The organism is Prevotella dentasini JCM 15908 (assembly GCF_000614065.1).
GTDB classification, from domain to species: domain Bacteria; phylum Bacteroidota; class Bacteroidia; order Bacteroidales; family Bacteroidaceae; genus Prevotella; species Prevotella dentasini.
Genome location: NZ_BAKG01000012.1, coordinates 18865 through 37381, shown reverse-complemented (window position 1 = coordinate 37381; position 18517 = coordinate 18865). Strand labels below are relative to the sequence as shown.

Annotated in this window: 16 protein-coding genes and 1 pseudogene; 15 read left to right on the top strand and 2 right to left on the bottom strand. The window is 40.0% G+C overall.

From position 1 onward, the window contains the following. The first annotated feature begins 211 nt into the window (after nucleotides 1-211). The 15 genes from JCM15908_RS07255 to JCM15908_RS14135 all read left to right on the top strand — a co-directional run bounded on the left by JCM15908_RS07255 (nucleotide 212) and on the right by JCM15908_RS14135 (nucleotide 14772). Entirely contained in the window at nucleotides 212-775 is a 564-nt protein-coding gene (locus tag JCM15908_RS07255; RefSeq protein ID WP_025002838.1) for a hypothetical protein, read from the top strand. A 49-nt stretch (nucleotides 776-824) separates the two neighbouring features. Then, nucleotides 825-2645, top strand: a complete 1821-nt coding sequence (locus JCM15908_RS07250) for a DEAD/DEAH box helicase family protein (RefSeq protein ID WP_025002837.1) — start codon at nucleotides 825-827, stop codon at nucleotides 2643-2645. A 61-nt stretch (nucleotides 2646-2706) separates the two neighbouring features. Next, on the top strand, nucleotides 2707-3426 hold the full coding sequence (locus JCM15908_RS07245) for a DUF5131 family protein (protein ID WP_025002836.1): 720 nt from the start codon (nucleotides 2707-2709) through the stop codon (nucleotides 3424-3426). 476 nt (nucleotides 3427-3902) lie between these two features. Continuing rightward, nucleotides 3903-4925, top strand: coding sequence for a DUF3871 family protein (locus tag JCM15908_RS07240; RefSeq protein WP_025002835.1), 1023 nt, complete (start codon nucleotides 3903-3905; stop codon nucleotides 4923-4925). 88 nt (nucleotides 4926-5013) lie between these two features. Further along, complete coding sequence (locus JCM15908_RS07235) at nucleotides 5014-5460, top strand: JAB domain-containing protein (protein ID WP_025002834.1); 447 nt, start codon at nucleotides 5014-5016, stop codon at nucleotides 5458-5460. Nucleotides 5461-5462: 2 nt separating this feature from the next. Further along, nucleotides 5463-5666 (top strand): hypothetical protein, encoded by a 204-nt coding sequence (locus JCM15908_RS07230; RefSeq protein ID WP_025002833.1) that lies wholly within the window; start codon nucleotides 5463-5465, stop codon nucleotides 5664-5666. 113 nt (nucleotides 5667-5779) lie between these two features. Further along, on the top strand, nucleotides 5780-6367 hold the full coding sequence (locus tag JCM15908_RS07225; RefSeq protein ID WP_025002832.1) for a tyrosine-type recombinase/integrase: 588 nt from the start codon (nucleotides 5780-5782) through the stop codon (nucleotides 6365-6367). A 481-nt stretch (nucleotides 6368-6848) separates the two neighbouring features. Further along, on the top strand, nucleotides 6849-7055 hold the full coding sequence (locus tag JCM15908_RS07220) for a hypothetical protein (protein WP_025002831.1): 207 nt from the start codon (nucleotides 6849-6851) through the stop codon (nucleotides 7053-7055). Nucleotides 7056-7078: 23 nt separating this feature from the next. After that, a complete protein-coding gene (locus JCM15908_RS12970; RefSeq protein ID WP_234396408.1) occupies nucleotides 7079-8038 on the top strand; it encodes a penicillin-binding transpeptidase domain-containing protein in 960 nt (319 codons plus the stop codon). A gap of 67 nt (nucleotides 8039-8105) precedes the next feature. Continuing rightward, nucleotides 8106-8771, top strand: a complete 666-nt coding sequence (locus tag JCM15908_RS14390) for a DUF805 domain-containing protein (protein WP_084607834.1) — start codon at nucleotides 8106-8108, stop codon at nucleotides 8769-8771. A 210-nt stretch (nucleotides 8772-8981) separates the two neighbouring features. Next, complete coding sequence (locus JCM15908_RS07210) at nucleotides 8982-9509, top strand: hypothetical protein (RefSeq protein WP_148295544.1); 528 nt, start codon at nucleotides 8982-8984, stop codon at nucleotides 9507-9509. Nucleotides 9510-9579: 70 nt separating this feature from the next. Beyond that, nucleotides 9580-9948, top strand: coding sequence for a hypothetical protein (locus JCM15908_RS07205; RefSeq protein WP_148295543.1), 369 nt, complete (start codon nucleotides 9580-9582; stop codon nucleotides 9946-9948). A gap of 581 nt (nucleotides 9949-10529) precedes the next feature. Further along, a complete protein-coding gene (locus JCM15908_RS07195) occupies nucleotides 10530-12599 on the top strand; it encodes an ATP-binding protein (RefSeq protein ID WP_025002827.1) in 2070 nt (689 codons plus the stop codon). Nucleotides 12600-13219: 620 nt separating this feature from the next. Then, nucleotides 13220-13840 carry a helix-turn-helix domain-containing protein gene (locus JCM15908_RS07185; RefSeq protein WP_025002825.1) on the top strand — a complete coding sequence of 207 codons (621 nt, stop codon included), beginning with the start codon at nucleotides 13220-13222 and terminating at the stop codon, nucleotides 13838-13840. A 281-nt stretch (nucleotides 13841-14121) separates the two neighbouring features. After that, complete coding sequence (locus JCM15908_RS14135) at nucleotides 14122-14772, top strand: HNH endonuclease (protein WP_025002824.1); 651 nt, start codon at nucleotides 14122-14124, stop codon at nucleotides 14770-14772. Between the two features lie 396 nt (nucleotides 14773-15168). Here JCM15908_RS14135 and JCM15908_RS15160 read toward each other — a convergent pair whose 3' ends face one another. Together JCM15908_RS15160 and JCM15908_RS15155 are read right to left on the bottom strand one after the other, a co-directional pair. Then, nucleotides 15169-16773, bottom strand: coding sequence for a type I restriction enzyme endonuclease domain-containing protein (locus JCM15908_RS15160; RefSeq protein WP_234396407.1), 1605 nt, complete (start codon nucleotides 16771-16773; stop codon nucleotides 15169-15171). Beyond that, nucleotides 16770-18508: pseudogene (locus tag JCM15908_RS15155) on the bottom strand (type I restriction endonuclease subunit R). Before JCM15908_RS15155 ends, JCM15908_RS15160 begins: the two are co-directional and overlap by 4 nt. Nucleotides 18509-18517 lie beyond the last annotated feature (9 nt).

Below are 18517 nucleotides of genomic sequence, written 5' to 3'. Positions count from 1 at the left end.
AATGACGAATAAAAATGTCATTTCCTTTTTTTGTGTCAGCACTTTCTTCAAGGAATTTATCTGTTTGTTTTCCCAATTTCATCTTTATCTACAAGGGCAAAGAATATGACAGTAAAATTCTCTTATTCCTTTGATACTTGTTGGTTTTAATGTTGCAGATATATGGGCGAATTAAAACCTATCGCTGTAAAGGTTAAGTGATATTATAATTATGACAAAAAATACAGAAAACGCAGAAGTAATCAACGCAGAGACATCTGCAAGTACAGAAACAAAAACCAAAGAAAATATGAAAAAGGGAACATTTACGTTGCCGATTTTACAGGAGGCACAAGGCCAGTACGACAACATCGGAGCTTACAACCAGCTTCAAGCGATGATGAAAGCAGGGCAGAAGTTATCTGTCAAGTTCTATACAAGTAAAGACAATAAGCCTTGTGCTTGGATTGAGAGTAAACAAGTGAAAGGTTTTCGATATGAATTAAAAGATGTAAGCTTCACAGGTCTAATAAACTACCTGATGTCAGGTGAGATTGCAGACTTTGATGCATCACCAATGGAAACCCAGCCATTGGAGGAGGAAACAAATTATGCCCTCTTAGTGCTGATGCTGATGCTGGAAGAACACTGGAGCATCCAGTTCACGCCTCTTTTTAGAGAGAGGTCTAACTACATTACTGGGCAAAAAGTGTTGAGGAAAGGAACCATATATTTCCGAATCCCAAGAACTGATGAAAATATAGAGCTTCTAAGAGATTACAATGTAGCCATCTAAATAAGAACAGGAGGAGGGCTTAAACTCCCTCCTCCATAATAAATAAACTATGAAGAAGAAAATTGAAATCTCAGTGAGTAACGGTAAGGTACAACATCTGTCAGAAGTCCTGCCAGTGATTCCAACAAACACTATCCTATGTAAGACCCTTACAGGCATTGGGGCAACTTATGGGGAACTTCGGGCTGCGCGAAACTCTATCATCATTGAGCCGAACAGACCTGTTATATATGGAAAGTGTCGTGACCCAAAACATAAAAATGACAATCTGTTTGGAGTTTACGAGGGCATCTATACCCAAGATGTTGTTAACTACATCATCAAATCCCAAGACAGGAACAAGAAGATAAAGATACTGACCACTCCCGAGAGCTTCTACAAGGTGAGATCAGCATTTGAACAGATGGGGACAGATATTCGGACTGATGGCTATTTTCTATTGTTCGATGAGTGCCAGAAGATTGTCAAGGATTGTGGTTACCGCAAGAACATATCTCTGCCCATGGATTACTTTTTTGAGTGCAACGACAAGGCTATGGTCTCCGCCACACCTCCATCAGAGTTTGCAGACCCTCGATTTGAGAATTTTGATGTTATCACCATCTGCCCCAACTTCAACTACAAGAAATCCATAACGGTCTGTGTCACCAATAATGTACTGGAAAGGACACGACAGTTACTGCCACAGCTGGATGAGCGACCTGTTTTCTTTTTTGTGAACTCTACAGACATAATCTTTGCAATGATGGAACAGTTGAGAATTACGGAAGATTCGGCAGTGTTCTGTTCAGCTGACAGTGTGGATAAGTTAAAAAAGCAGAAGTTCTGCAACGCACATGAGAACTGGAATCAGAAGCACATGGCGAAATGCAACTGGATGACAAGCCGATTTTACAATGCACTGGATATAGAGTTGGAATGTAAGCCAAATGTTGTGATGATTACCGATTGCTTAACCGCTGATTATACAATGATTGACCCTTATATGGATGCCGTGCAGATAATAGGCAGATTCCGCAATGGGACAAGTAACATATACCACATAAGTAACCTTGATGAAAGAATCCCTGTACGAGGTAAAAGTGATATTATTACACGGTATCAGTGTGATAAAGAAATATATGAGAAGTTTGAGACTTTCAAGAACAGCGAAACAGGCATCAATCGTAGAGCGGCTTTCAGTGATGCCATGGAAGTTCTTCCTTACAACAGATTTCTTGACGATTACGGCAAAGAGGATGCTTTCAAGATAGACAACTATATCCATGAGGAACTGCTTAAAGTGATGTACCACGATTCTACTCGCTTATATGGAGGATATGAAGGATGTGGATATTATGATGTAGCCACCTCAAACATCACTTATAGATATGGTGATTTTGAACGGTTGAAAATCAGAAGTACCTCAATTCCTATTAAGGAGAAGCGAAAGCAGCTTGTAGAGCAGTTGGAAACTCTTAAAGGTGATGAGACGGAAATGGCTATGCAATTCCGAAATGACCTCCACAATGCCGATCCTCTGATTGTAGAAGCGTGGGAAGTGCTGGGAAAGCAGATAATAGAGAAACTGAATTACAACCCTAAATCCATTAGGGAGAAGATGATACTTGCCTGGCATGAAAAGAAAGCCAAATCTTCGGATGTCATAAGAATGGTCAATAATTCGTTTTCAGCAGGACGATGGTACACATCTCACTTTATAAAACAAGAATTAAAACGAATACATGAGTCGTTGGGAGTGCCTAAATGTAAGGCTACCACCGCCAAGGATATTCTCCAATACTTTGAAGCAGTAGAGAAACGGAAGAATGAGGCAAAAGGTTATTATCTTATCAGTCCAAAATATGTAACAGAGAGGCAATTCTCATAAATTATTATTAATCCCTCAATGGTAGATTGTCATATCATAAGGAACTTAAATCAAAAGAAAAATGTTGAATAAAGAAACAGGCAACATGTACAGGTTCGTCACCCACACATGGAATCCTATTAAGGGCGTTTGCTATCACGGATGTAAATACTGTTATATGCACCCAACTTGGGAAAAATACAGAATGGATAAGCCAACCCTCATCCAAAAAGAGTTCACAACCGATTTGAACGAGGGACAACGGATATTTGTTGGCAGTTCTACAGATATGTTTGCAGAGGACATAAAAGATAAATGGATTAAACGAGTGTTGGATTGTTGTGCAGCTTATAATGAGGACAAACCACAAGGCAAGCACATTATCTATTTCTTCCAATCGAAGAATCCTCAACGAATCCTACAATTCATTGATCACCCTGTTTTCAAACACGCAGTAGTCCTTACCACACTGGAGAGTAACCGCAATTATCCTGACATAATGTGTAATGCCCCACGCATAGAGGATAGAGTTAAGGCAATGGAGATAATTGCACAAAAAGGGATTGTAACGATGGTTACAGTAGAGCCTATTATGGATTTTGATACTGACGAGTTTGCGGAACTTATCAGACGATGCAAACCACGATGGGTGAATATTGGCAAAGACGAAAAAAAGTTCGTTCAACTCCCAGAGCCGACCATAGAAAAAACAAAAGAGCTGATAAAGTGTCTAGAAGCGTGCACGGAGATTGGTAAAGTCAATATCAAGGAAAATGCACAGAGGTGGTTCAATAAGGCGTAAGTAACCCACAAATGAGCGGACATAGGTCAAAGCCTAACAAGACACTTGTCATCTTGCAAGGCATGACCGTTTTAAAGGAATTATATAGCAACTACCGAAAAACCGCCTTTCCCCCTGCTTAAAAATACAGATGCAGCAACAAAACGAAAATACAGTAGTACACCCCTTTCTGAAATATGCCCCCTTTATCGTTATCCCCACCCCTGCCATTAAAACACAAGGCATTATCACCCAAACCACACTTAGGGGAAATATACGCACAAGGGTACACCTGCCTTGCATCCCCTCCCACACAGAGCAGGAGTAAATGAAAAATAGTAGAGGTCTTTACCTTGAAAAATAGGCTTATCATAACTCCTAAATGCTTTTAGGGATTTATATGTGTAACAGGCTGGAAGCTGGAGCAATCCGCTTTCGGTCTGTTTTCATTTATGCCCTGTTTTTCAATCAATATTCACTTAATTCATTTACAAGTTATGAACAACGTAGTTTTAATGCCTGCTGTTGTGGCACAGAACAACAGAGCCTATGATTTCAGCGATGCAGAGGAAGCCGTTATCATTGAGGACACCCCAACGGAGGGTAGCAGCGTTTCTTTCCTCGAAGCCAACACCAACGCTATCTCACTTGAAGAGCTTGCCAGTACGTGCGTAGTCCCTACTTGGGGCAATCAAGAGCTTACTATCTCACATCAGGATTTCATCAGTTGCGTTCACGATGCAGCCAAAGATTTCTATCATGGTGAACAGGTAAACAATCCTGCCATTCGTGTGTCGCATATCGTTAGAGGCAGGACACCCGATGCGCTGGGCAAGAAAGCATCAGAGCTGTTGGAATGTGAAAAGACACAGTTCTATCAGCGTATGGCATTTGCGTTCACCATCCCTACCATCTACGAAACCTTGAACGGTCAGCGATTGGAGCTTTGTGTGGGTGGCGTGCGTAATTACAACGACCTCAATCTGTACAGAGCCAGCCGTGGTGTGGAGAAGTTCTCCATATTCGTAGGCTGGAGAGTACAGATTTGCAGTAATCAAGTGCTTACTGGTGACGGTGTAAGGCTTTCGATGGAGGTAATGAATGTGCAGGACATCTACAAGGCTGTCATGGATTTGCTTTACAGCTTCAACCCTGCAAGGGAGATACACCTGATGCAGACACTCTCAAACACTTCTCTCACAGAAACGCAGTTTGCGCAGATTGTGGGAAGAATGAGAATGTACCAAGCCTTGCCGCAGAACTACACCAAGCAGATACCTAAGCTACTCATTACAGACAGTCAGGTAAACAATGTGTGCCGTGGCTATTATAGCAATCCTGATTTCGGTGCCAAGGACGACCAGCTTTCCCTGTGGGACTTCCACAACCTGCTTACGGAATCCAACAAGGGGAGTTACATAGATACCTACTTGCAGAGAGCGGTCAACGCTACGGAGGTTGCGGTGGGCATCAACAACGCCTTGCACGGTGATGAGAAATACAGATGGTTCATAGGATAAAGTGAACTGTTGATTGAGAGCGGGGAGACAGCCAAACATGGTGTGTCTCCCTTTTTATACTTTACCAACATTTTAATACATTACAACTATGGATATGGATTTCAAGGTAGCGGAGGTTACGCTGCAATACAAGCCCTTGCGTGAGAAACAGGGCAAAGTAATAAGCTCACAGGAAGCATACAACATCTTGCTTCCAACATTCAGGGAGGGAACAATAGAGTACAGGGAATATGCCAAGGTACTCTACCTTAACCAGCAATGCGAACTTGTAGCCTATAACACGGTTTCAGAGGGTGGAATATCGGAAACACCTGTTGATGTGAGAACGATTATGCAGGGAGCATTACTGACCAATGCCACACAGATAATCTTCGCACACAACCACCCCAGCGGAAACCTCAACCCAAGCATACAGGACGACCATCTGACAGAACGGTTAAGGAAAGCGTGTGAGATAATGAGGATAAACTTAGTTGACCATCTAATTATGACTAACAACGGTTATTACAGCTACAAGGACATGGGGAGGATATGACGATGGAAACGAATTACATTGCAATACTTGACTTCTGTACGGCAACGGTTATCAAGATACGCTTAACGGCAGAACAGATTGAGGAATCCTACAAATACGCTGATTTTGAGGATTTTCTTTCCACACTTGAAGAACAATACCACTTCCAAGTAAAAAACTGCTGCTGGATGGCGTGCGAGACACTGAATGAGGAAAGTTACCTCTGATTATATTCACTAATAGTGAAAGTGAATGTTGTGCTGATAATCAACCACTTAGTAAAATGGCTATCAGAACAATGTTCACTTTCCTTATAAACCCAACATAAACGAATGTTATTATGAGTTTGAAATACAGCAGCACAACGGCTGACTACCTCGAATGGTCAGAAGCCATGAACTTAATACGCAAACTGGCAAGAAACGGAAACTACAAGATGTCGCTTCTTGTGGCAATTGGCTGTTTTACAGGTTTCAGAATATCAGATATTCTTGCCTTACGGTGGAAGCAGATACTCGATGTTACGGAGTTTACCATAACGGAACGCAAGACAGGCAAACGTAGGACGGTGCGTATCAACCATGAGCTGCAACTCCACATATGGGACTGTTACGAGCATATCAAGCCTGTCAGTATGGAGAACCATATCTTGATAAGTCAGAAAGGAACGGTTTTCACTGTGCAACGGATAAACATCATTCTCAAAGAGATTAAAGTCAAATACCGTCTGCACATCAGACATTTTAGCTGCCATTCCCTGCGCAAGACATTTGGCAGACAGGTTTACAACATGAACAGCGACAACGCAGAACTGGCACTTGTCAAGCTCATGGAACTTTTCAACCACTCGTCAGTTGCCATTACGAAACGCTATCTTGGCTTACGTCAGGAGGAAATCTTGGAGACATACGACTGTCTTACTTTCTGAACAGTGACATTTTTCTGGGAATAATCATTTTATATACCCCTTTCAAAAAATGTCACTACTTCCTGATTTATAAAGAATAACGCTCTTTAAGATGGAAAAATCACCTTGCAAAATAAAGTTTTTGTAGGAATAAAACATTTAATAAGGAATTTTATCTATCTTTGCAGTTGAATCTCCAGTGCATCTGTGTGCAGGTGTGCGTTATAAAGAGTTCAACTTTAGAAAAAGAGCGTTTGACATATTGTCTTTTATCTGAAATCTGCAAAATTTCAACTACCAAAGACAATAGGCAGTACGCTCACGCTTGGGATTATTGTACCCTTACCAAAGGGCATGATATACCTCACGGCGTGGGCTATTGTTTGTTGTTTGGTAGTGGGTATTGCAGAACCTCAGATAAGACAGCATTCAATAGTTCCCACGCTTTTTCCATTTAATAACCGCTTACTTCTGGGAAACAGTTGGCTAAAAGATAAACAAAGTGAACTGGCTAATTGTTATTATTGTTGTTGCCATTATTGCAGGTATTATTGGTGCTTTGAGTTCTGAAAACGGAGAAAAGGGAGAAGGGTTCTTTTCTGGAGCACTGGCAGGAGGTATGGGCTGTGGCTATGTTATTTTCCAAATACTCTTAGTAGTTGGGGGCTTATTGCTTCTCTTTAAAATTTTCAGTTTCTTGTTTGGATAAGCAATTTCAGTAAAATTTAAATAATGGGAAAAAGATGTTTTCACTTACTATCTATGAGCATATTGTTATTTGCTAACCAAGGATATGCCCAATATATAAATTCCAATCTAATCGTAAATAAAGATTTACAAGATTGTGTCCATTCAGTTTTAGAGGAAAACATCAGACAGATAGACGCAATCAACGGACAAGTAATCATAATGGATTGCAAGTCTGGAGAGATTAAGGCGATGGTAAATTTGGTAAATGATAAGTCTGGAATAAAGCCAAAGACAAGCCAGTTATCACAGCCAACAGGCTTAATGCGCCCTATCTCATTGCTGGCAGTTTTGGAACAAGGCAAGGTAAACCTGAATGACAGTGTTGATACCAAAGAGGGAATGATTGATATAAGCGGCTATTTACTGGAAGATTACAACTGGCGTAATGGTGGTAATGGAAAAACTACCATACGTCAAGGTTTCCTGTCTTCTTCCAATATAGCTACATACTTAACAGCCAAACAAGCATTTGACAAGGATTATGGCAAGTTCTATAAGACTATCACCAATATGGGCTATAGCTTACCACAAGATAGCATCGAAGCTACTTTACCAATTCCCAACGATGATATTGCCCTTGCCAAGTTCGCAACTGGAAAGAACCAGCAGGTTCCCCCTTTACAGATACTCACATTTTATAATGCCATAACAAATAACGGCAAAATGGTAAAGCCTACATTCCATAAAAGCGATACTATTGTTATAAAAGAACAGATAGCAAGCAAGGAGAATATTTCCACAATCCAGCAATTACTTATACAGAAAGAACTTACTTCCAAAGCATTCTCTAATAAAGTACGCATTGCAAGAGAGCAAGGAGTAGCCGTTGTAAAGGGAGATGGAGACAATACCATTTATTGCATACAATTCTGTGGTTACTATCCTACGGAGAACCCACAATACAGCATTATCGTTTCTTTGAATAAAAGGCTTACCTGTTAGTGGAGGTAGGGCTGGAGAAATAGCTAAACAGATAATAGAAATTAAATATTAACTTAAACTTAAAATTATGGGATTTACAGAAGCAATTAAGACGTGCTACACCAAGTCATTTACCTGTACAGGGAGGGCTTCAAGGAGTGAGTTTTGGTATTTTTATCTATTTCAGATTTGCCTCATAATAGTATGGCTTGTATCTGCAGGCATTGCAAGTAGTATTGGTCCACAAAACTTAGCTGATAATGGCGCACCTGTATGGTTTATTATGGTATATACTATATACGGCATAGCTTTTTTGACAACGATACCTGCCTCGTTTTGTTCAACAATAAGAAGACTTCATGATGTGAACAAATCGGGATGGTTTTACTTACTGTCCTTTATACCATTTGGAGGATTTGTTCTCCTCTATTTTATTTGTTTACCAAGCACATGGAATAACAAATACGGTAATGCACCATTAGAAAGTGGATTTTATGGAAATAGAAATTTTTCAGGTGTTAGACAAGCAGCGAAACAGGTTCCTCAACAAGTTTCTCCAGCTATCCCAACATCAGTACCACCAACCATTCCTACTGCATCATATTTTGTGGTTATCAATGGACAACAAGTAGGACCACTACATCTTCAAAATATAAAAAAGATGCTACAAGATGGTCAAATCAATCACCAGACTTTGATATGGAAGCAAGGTATGAGCGATTGGGATTGTGTGGGAAATATAGAAGAACTATAACCGATATTCAATTACCAGCTATGGAAGATACTATCCTTTTTCTAATTTTTGCAGTAGCATTCCTGTCTTTCATGATATATAAGGCACAAAGTTACAGGAAAAAGAACTACACACGTACTTGCCCAAACTGTGGTTATCCAACTTGCAGGCCTCACACAACAGGTTATAAAGTAAATGGAGAGCCACAATATAATTATAAATGCCCAAAATGTGGACATAAATTTAGTAGATTTGAACATTTGTTTTAACTTACATTTCATGAAGACTTTTGCTTCTTTTATAATTGTGTTATGCTTGTTCTGTAGTTGTAATAATAGTAATTCTGGAACTTATAATACAACAGGCAACATACAAGCTGAATACACAAGTAATGACAGTATTGTTAATAATGATACTGTTTATGATATTTATGGCACTGCCCAAAGCGAAAACATTTCCTCAAATGCAAATGAAATTGTTGGTAACTGGACAGAATACAGAGCAGACGATGATGCCTATCTTTTAGGTCATTATTTATTCAATGCAGATGGTACCGGTTCATGGGTATTAACAGGAGGATTAGAAAACGACACAGACGTTCGTAATTCTTTCAATTTTCAATGGTATCTAAACGAAGTAGGCGACATTGTTACAGAGGATGAAAAAGGGGAAACTACAGTACTTTCTTATCAAAATGGACTTATCATAAGCACATCTACAACTGGTAATGAGATATACAAGAAAGATGATGTGAAATAAGTTACTCAATATGCTCTTTATAGAATAAAGTAAAGAACAATAATGAGTATATTACTAAATTTGAAACAATATGGCAATTACTATAACAAAAACATTTCATAATATTAGTCCACCAATAAATTTTACAATGCGACTACAACTAATAGGACATCTTGCTGCATATGCCAAAGCTCTTGGAGACGAAAATTTATTTAATCAAGCTAAAAACGCTTATATGGAATTAAGCAATGGTTGGGATTTGAAAATGGAAGCAGAGGCAAAGCAAAAAAGTCATATTGACTGGTTGGGGCGAGGAGATTACTATACTGTATCTAAGTCAAATCAGTGGGACAGGGACTTTAATGATGAGTATGAAGAGATTAAAAATGCAGATCCAAATCTTTTAAGGAAAGGCATTTTTAACACATTAGCCTTATTGAAAAATGGGTCCTTCTTGTAATTTTTCTATGCACCATTTGAGCAATCATGTGGTGCTTTTATCCTCTTGCAAATTATGAGAAGAAGCGAAAATTGTTTTCGTCCATAACTATAACACTATATTGCATATGAATAATGATAATATAATTGACGAGATAAATGCGTGGCTTAATGAAGGCAAACATAACAAGCCTATATGTGTCCAGGTAGATATATGGGGCAAGAATGTCTCTGGCATCGAGAAACATCTTCCTTTTTGCATCATAGATATTAAAGGAGATACGGATAGAATTCATGTAAGGTTTTATAAAGATGATTCATCTGCTCCAAGAGAATATGATGCAGACTTATACTACCTAAATCATTTCTACGAACTGCTAAACAAAGAGGGCATCTATATCATCAATGACAAATGGGTATCTACCCATACCGAATAACCTCTTTAAGCACCATTATGAGCAATCATTTGATACTTTTATTGTAATTACTTGCAATTATTAAAAAAATAGAATACATTTGCAATGTAAACGAATTGTTATATAACCGTACCTATGTCTATAAGTGCGGTTGGGGCAAATTATGGGACAAAAAATAAATTAGGACATGGCCAAGCAAAGAGTTTCTATAACAAATAATAGTATCAAAAGTGGAGTTACTAATGATGCAAAGAAAGCTATATGTGAATTCATATGGAATGGATTTGATGCGCAAGCTGTTCATGTTAATATAGAATATCAGGCGACTGAATTAGGATCAATAACACATCTTCAAATAAAGGATGATGGTGTAGGAATAAATCGCAGCCAATTGAATGAAACGTTTGGAAAGTATCAAGATTCTGTAAAAAACCAATCTTTCCAGTGGAGTTCACAGGTGAAGGGGCATAAAGGTAAAGGAAGATATGCTTTCAATTGTTTTGCAACTCGTGCTGATTGGACTAGCATCTATTCAGATGGGGAACATTTGTTAAAGCATTCAATATCAATCAATGCAGATAATAATAATTATTTTAATGACCATAGTGACTCTAATTGTAACCAGATTGTTCATGGTGAAAAAACAGGTACAACTGTATCTTTCATCAATGTTGTTTTAGACCAATCTTTCTTTGAGTCTAAAGAGTTTATTGACTATTTGAAAAGGGAGTATGCAGTATTCCTTGAATTAAATAAAAATAAGGGGAAATCCATATCCATAAATGGTAAAAAACTAGATTATAGTACGATTATTGCAGATACAGATAATAAGAGAATACAAATTAAGGATGAAACAGATAATAAAAGCTATAATTTTGAATTAACTTTTATACGATGGCAAGAAAAAATAAAAGAAAATTATAGTTATTATTTTCTAGACAATGCCCAAATTGAGCACTTTGAAAAAACGACTTCTTTTAATAGAAAAGACATAGGCTTTCATCATAGTGTTTATATTATCTCATCATATTTTGATGAATTTCTTCCGACTTCGAGAAAGAGCCAAAATATAAACGAGAAAGACTCACAACAGGAAATTATCTTTGATGAAACAAAATCATCTAAGTCAGAAAAAGATAAAGTGTTCAAGAAGCTAATCACGTTGGCAGCTGATTGGCTAATCGACAAACAGAAAAAATATATATCAGAAGTCGCAGGTGAAGAGCTATGGCAAAAATTTGAAAAAAATGGGATTGTTAGCTATCCCAAAAATGAATATGAACTTCCTCTTTATTTAGAATTGAAGAATACGGTAACAGGAATTTATTCTGTGCAACCAAAAATATTTGAAAATATTAGAGAGAAACCAGCTAAAACATTGGTAGGTTGTTTAAAACTATTATTACAGACTGATAAACGCGAAGATTTGATATCTATAATAGAGAGTGTTGTAAACATGTCCGATGATGAGCGACATAAGTTAGCTGGTATTCTCAAAGTAACAGAGTTATCACATATTACTAGTACAATTGGACTTCTAGAAAATCGATTAAAAACAGTGTCTGCATTAAAAGCTATGCTTTTTGACAAAACACTGAAGGCTTACGAAATTGAAGATATTCAAAAGATAGTTTCGAGTGCCTTCTGGTTATTCGGCGAACAATACAATATAGTTACTGAAGCAGAGCCTGATTTTCAGCAGGCTTTAGAGGCATACTTAAAAGCATTACACAATACTAAAACAGGAGTTGGAAAAAGTAAAGTTAGTGTAGACAAGATGCGTAGTCCAGATGTAAATAAAGAAATGGATATATTTGCTTTCCGCCAAACAAAAAACAGTAATACGGTAGAGAATATCATTATAGAATTGAAGAGACCATCTGTAAAACTAGGGGAGCTCGAATTGAGCCAAATAAAAACTTATATGAGGACTATATGTCAAGAGCCACAGTTCTGTTCTGCAAGTGCAAAATGGACTTTTATTCTCGTAGGAAATGAATTAGATAATAGCGGAAGCATTGAAACAGAATACGATTCTAACAAGACATGGGGGAAGAGGGATTTAGTTTTACATGTTGATAAAAACTCCCAAAGATATGAGATTTTTGTCAAAACATGGAGTACAATTTTCGATGACTTTGAAATAAGACATGATTTTCTATTAAGGAGGTTAAATTTTCGACGTCAGGAACTGTCTGCACAATATTCTAATAAAGAAGATTTGCACAACATCGTAGATTCTGCCAGGGAGAAATAAAAAGATAACATCATATGAGTAAAATCACATGGTGCTTTTTTCATCCCATGACATTTCTACTCTCAAAATTATTATATACCCCCAAATGTGAAAATGTCACTCCAACCAAGAAATTCAGACTTCAGATGCACTTTTACCAGATTTTTCAGAAAAGTGCGAAGTGACTTGGATTTGCGGAATAATGTGCCTATATTTGTTTCAGATATTCGGGAAATCCCACTGATATAAAGGAAATGCGGAGGTGCAGCAATGTGCCTCTTTATTTTTTGCTTGAGGTGTCGAATCGCTAATTTATGAGCCGTTATGAGTAAAAACAGACTATAGACACTCTTAAAGTGGGGAAAAGACATTGCCAGTAAGAGCCGTATGGGAATTGCCAGTGCGAGCAATAGATACTACTAATCAGAAAAAACTATTACCCATACAGCTCAAATCTTTCAGATTTTCGCTTGATTAAACTGATTTTATCACATTATACATGATTATAAGAATAACAACAGGTGAACGATTTAGAACCCGAAAAGAAGCCAAAGAGCATGTCGGAGGCAAATGGGCATTTGAGAGATTGGTAAAAAACGGAGAGATAATATTTGTAAAGGACAGTAATAGCATAGCAAGCGATGGATTACACAACCCTAAGCAAGGAAATCGGAACTTATCTTAATCCGCTGCAAGCATATATCTACTTGGGATTATGCCTACATACAGATTTTAAGAATGATATTTCAAATGTCAACCAAGATACACTGGCAGATTTTTTGAAATGTGATGTCAGTACGGTACAAAGAGCCTTACAGGTGTTCCGAGAAAAGCAGTTGCTTGCTATTCATCGAGACAAATATGGTTGGAGAGAGAAGAACAGATATAGGCTAAGCAGAAGCAACTGGTTTGGCGTTTACAGGAAGATATTAGAGGAAGATATAACAAGAGAGCAGATGGGCTTTCTGTTACTGTTGAAAAGCCTTTGCTACAGTCATTGCAACTATACCGATTATTATGGTCGAGATTTGCAGCGTAAGATGGTTCTCAAACAGAGCATGATTGACAATTATTTAAGGGCGTTGGAAACCAAGCATTATGTTAAGAGAGATAGGAAGAAGAAACGGATAACGATACTTCGGAATGACTTGTTTCTGAAAACGGAAGAATCCGATAAAGAAAAGATAATGAAAATATGCCCAGAAGCAATGGGTGATGATGATTATATTGATGAGAATGGACGATACAACTTTGTAGGCTAAAATCGAATATGCCCTGCACCACATTTACAAGGCAGGAGACAGGGTAACGAATAAGAATTTGAAAGCTACCTTGCAAAAGATTTACACGAGACTTGGCAGCAAGAGAAAGGCAAAAGGAACACAGATTACAGAATATGGATTTACAACGCAAAGATGCAAAATACCGACAGATAAAGGAAGAAAAGACGGAATGATATTGTTTACTATCTAACTCACATACCATGATTACAAAAGAATATTTATAGACACTCGTCAATGAAGCCAAAAGCCTTGTTGATATATTGAAGATACTGAATAAGAAACAGAGCAAAGCCAATATTGAAGAACTGACAGCTTTATTGGATAAATACGGCATAGACCATCACGCTCTCCCAATTAAGCTGATACGTGACAAAATGCCCTTAAAGGATATACTTGTAGAAAACAGCACTTATCAATCTGCCAAACTAAAGAAGCGGTTGGTTGATGAGGGTATCAAGCAAGACCGCTGCGAGATATGCAGACAGGGTAACACTTGGAATGGAAAATTACTTGTCCTGCAATTAGACCATATTAACGGCATACACACCGACAACCGTTTGGAAAACCTGCGTATAGTATGCCCTAACTGCCATACCCAAACAGATACGTTCTGCACACGAAAGCTGAAACATCACAACTACTGTAAAGACTGCGGAAAGGAGATTGCCCCCAAATCAACTTGGTGTCCTGAATGTGCGCTGAAGCATAACCGTGTACATAAGGTTTCGCCCTCTGACAAGCCCTCCAAGGATGAGTTGTTACAGTTGATAAGGGAGAAGCCTTTTACAGAAATCGGGAGAATGTACGGAGTAACAGATAATGCCATCCGTAAATGGTGTAAGCACATGGGATTACCCTCTACGAAAAGAGAGCTAAACGCATTATATCAGAAAAACACAGATACAGAATAACAGGCAATACCACACATACCTAAACGTGAGATTATTTTCAAGCAACAGACTATAATCTGTTAGTCAACTGTTGCTTGATCCGAGATGTTTTTGTAACTTTGTAGTGCGATGGAGTGTTGACCTATAGTTGACCTCCAATCCGCACAGAGTTCATTAACAAGCTGATAATTAAGCTCATATATAGCTTGTGTGGCGAGCCTCATAATCTGGAGGTCCCTGGTTCAAGCCCAGGCTGGTCCACAATGAAAATCAAGCACTTACAAAGATTTTGTAGGTGCTTTTTATTTTTAGCGTAACCTTCAAGTGCCCTTTTTGAAGGTTGTGTAATTTCAACTATATAAAGGATTAGAGCCTTGACACAATTGAAATGACACAACCACGATAGGAAGAATCCTCCTATTCGTTCTCCTTGAAATTCTCTACCTGCTCCATCACTTCACGGAATACTTCCGGAGTGTATTGTGGAGGATAGCCATCCTTGACAAGGCAAATCTTGATGTCCAGCTTCAACTGGTCGCGAACCCGCTGGTTGTTGAGCCAATCGGCAAACGACGATTTAGCATCGATGATATTCCTAATCTTGCACGCAAGACTCTTACACTTATTGTTCACAACAACACCATCCACCACCTTGTCCTCGCCATATTCAAAGTTATTCTTATCTCTCAGATGAATCAGAATATCATAAAAGGCCTTCTCTTCAAAGGTAAGTCCCAACTTGCGAAAACTCTCTCGGTCGACCTGCATACCTCTAAGAATGTTCAGTGCCTGCTCGGTGGCACTCTTGATGATGCTTTCTGCCGTTGCTTCCTGGGTTGCTCCCGCCTCTTGCTCGGACAGAAATTTACGCCTGTCGTGATACTCTTGAATGGTGGTTTCCAGCATTTCATGGAATTTCTTCGATGCCACCTGATTCACCTTGCCGTACTCGGTGATTTGCCTGCGAAGCAGCTTGACCAGCGTTTCCAGCTTCGAGGCAGGCATCTTAATGTCGTCCAGCCGTTCGGTAAACTCCGGCCCGAAGATGTCCATTTCTTCTCCCTCTTCAAGAATACTCTCCACATTATTATATTTCAATGCCTCTTCTACCATTTTTGCCACCCGCCTGTTCATGGTGTCGGCATCCGGCGCGTCGGTACCATTCATTTTATATATCATACCTGCTATGGCCATGAAACATTGTGCCAGTGCCGACTCTTCTTCACCCAGCTCTCCCGAAGGCTGGCAGAGGTCGTAAGCCTTGCGCATTCTCTTCACATTTTGCAGGAAATAGGTCTTGAAGGAAATCATCTTGGTTTTCTTCCCATCTTTTCCGACAGAGTTGAAACTCTCATTTGACGAGAAGACAAACTCCGCTGCTTTGGCCAGCAACGTATATCGTGCTGCAGGGTCAGTCCCGGTATTCAGGAATGGCGATAAATCATAGTTGCGGAACAAAGCCTTCAGTATCTCCATATACTCACGGAAAATAGTCGTAGCCTGCTCTATGTCGTCTTTGGTCAACGCCACCGAATTGTCGCCACCATACATCTTTCTGGCCTCCAACATCTGATCGCGAATGCCGATATAGTCAACTATCAGACCATATTCCTTACCCGGATATTTTCGGTTGGCACGGCTGATGGTCTGTATCAACGAATGTTTCTGCAACGGCTTGTCATTATACATATAGGTGAGACATCCCACATCAAAGCCCGTTATCCACATATCCACGACGATGACGACACGGAAATTGGAATGTTCCTGCTTGAAGGCGGCATCCAGCTCCTCCGACCTCTGGCTATTCTTCACTCCTCCCAGATAGTTATACATGTCGGCTGCGTCATTGCTTCCCACGCTGGCCACCATGGCCATAGTGGGCATGTCCTTCAGCTTTTTCAGCTCTTCGGGCGAGAGAGCAACTCCCTCGGGTGCCTTCCGCTCCTCAAACCATTCTGGATAACGAATCTTGAAGTTCATCAACAAGTCGTAGGCTATTTTTCTGTTGGAACACACTATCATAGCTTTCTGCACCTGTCGGGGTCGTTGGCTACGGACGCTACATAGTGGTCATGGATATCAACGGCCAGTTTTTCCAAACGGTCCTTTTCGCCCAAAATAATCTCTAGCGAACTCATGGCTTTCTTGCTCTTCATAATATCCTCGCTCGTAGAGCCTTCGTCGGCGCATCGGGCATAGTAAGCCTCTATCTCTTTGGCTTTCTCCTGATTCAGCAACACTTTAGCTATACGTGGATGATACCTGATAGGCACCGTTATATTGTCTGCCACAGCCTGATCCATCGTATAGCGGTCTATCTCGTCGCCAAAGGTCTGATAGGTTTCGGCAATGGGTGTTCCCGTAAAGCTACAAAAGTAGCATTTGGCAAAGCTTCACGCAGCACTTTAGCATAGGGCTTGGATATCATGGCTCGCATGTTCGCGTCGGCATCCTCACTGAACAGTATGCGCTTCGAGCCTTCAATCTGCGTGCGATGTGCTTCATCGCTGAAACAGATAATGTTGCCGCGCCCATTGATGAGCCCTATAGGGTCGTCCTTCCGGTCACAGAATTTCTGGATGGTGCAGATGAAGAAACCGCCACTGTTACGCACACCAAGCTCATCGCGCAGTTTCTTTCGGCTTGGCACAACCGAAACCTCACCCAATCCCAAAAACTCGGTGCTCTTAGTAAACAGCCTTGCGCCTTGTTTCTGCAGGTCTTCGCGGTCAACAATCATCAGGATAGTTGGTGAACCAATTTCAGCTGCGCAGCGCAGCGAGAGCTGGCGGGCAAGGAAAGCCATTGTATAGGTCTTTCCGCAACCAGTGGCCCCAAAGTAGGTTCCTCCCTTACCACTTTTTGTCTTTACCGATTTGATGACACTATCCTTTAGCAGCCGCGTGGCGAAAAACTGCGGATAACGACATATTATCTCCTTTTCGTCACTGTCGAAGTTATCATCCTGAAAATACACATAATCCCTGAATACCTCCAAAAACCTTTCCGGGCGATAAACGCCCTTCACCATAGTCTCCAATTCGTCGAAAGGCATGGTGCCCACCTTGTCGCCATTCTCCACTCTGCGCCATGCGTAGAAGTGTTCGTAGGGGGTACGTACAGTTCCCAAACGTGTCTTCACGCCATCGCTAATACACGCCATCGGGCAATAGTGCAGCAGTCCGGGAATATCCCGCCAATAGCGGCTGTAAATTTGCTCCCATGCATCTGCAATCGTGGCATTGGCATCTGCCGGGTTCTTCAGCTCCATCACACAGACGGGCAGTCCGTTCACATAGAGCAGAACATCAGGACGGCGGTCCTTTACAACGCCATTGTTGACATATTCCACCATAAACTGGTTAACTACTCTGAAGATATTTCTATTCTCCTTCTGTGAACCGTCCAAGCATCCGAAGTCTATCAAGCTGACTGTTGTCGGCAGTCCGTCTTTATCAACGGCAGGCACACCATTTATCATCCAATTATAGACTTTATGCAATGTAGCAAAATCTGTGTCTGCACCAACCAATCTCACGTTATCCGCAATTCTTTGTAACTCTTCGACCTTCACATTTTTGTGATTGTCTTTCAAGAACTGAAACAGGTCGTCCATATAGAGCACTTCTCTTCCACTGGCTCTTGACACAGCCTTACCAAACAGATACTGCCACCCTTCTCGTTCAAGGAAGGATATGAGTGCGTTCTCATAATCGCTTTCTACGAAGCGTCCGTTGATATTCTTTAGTTTTGCCATAGCTTTTTT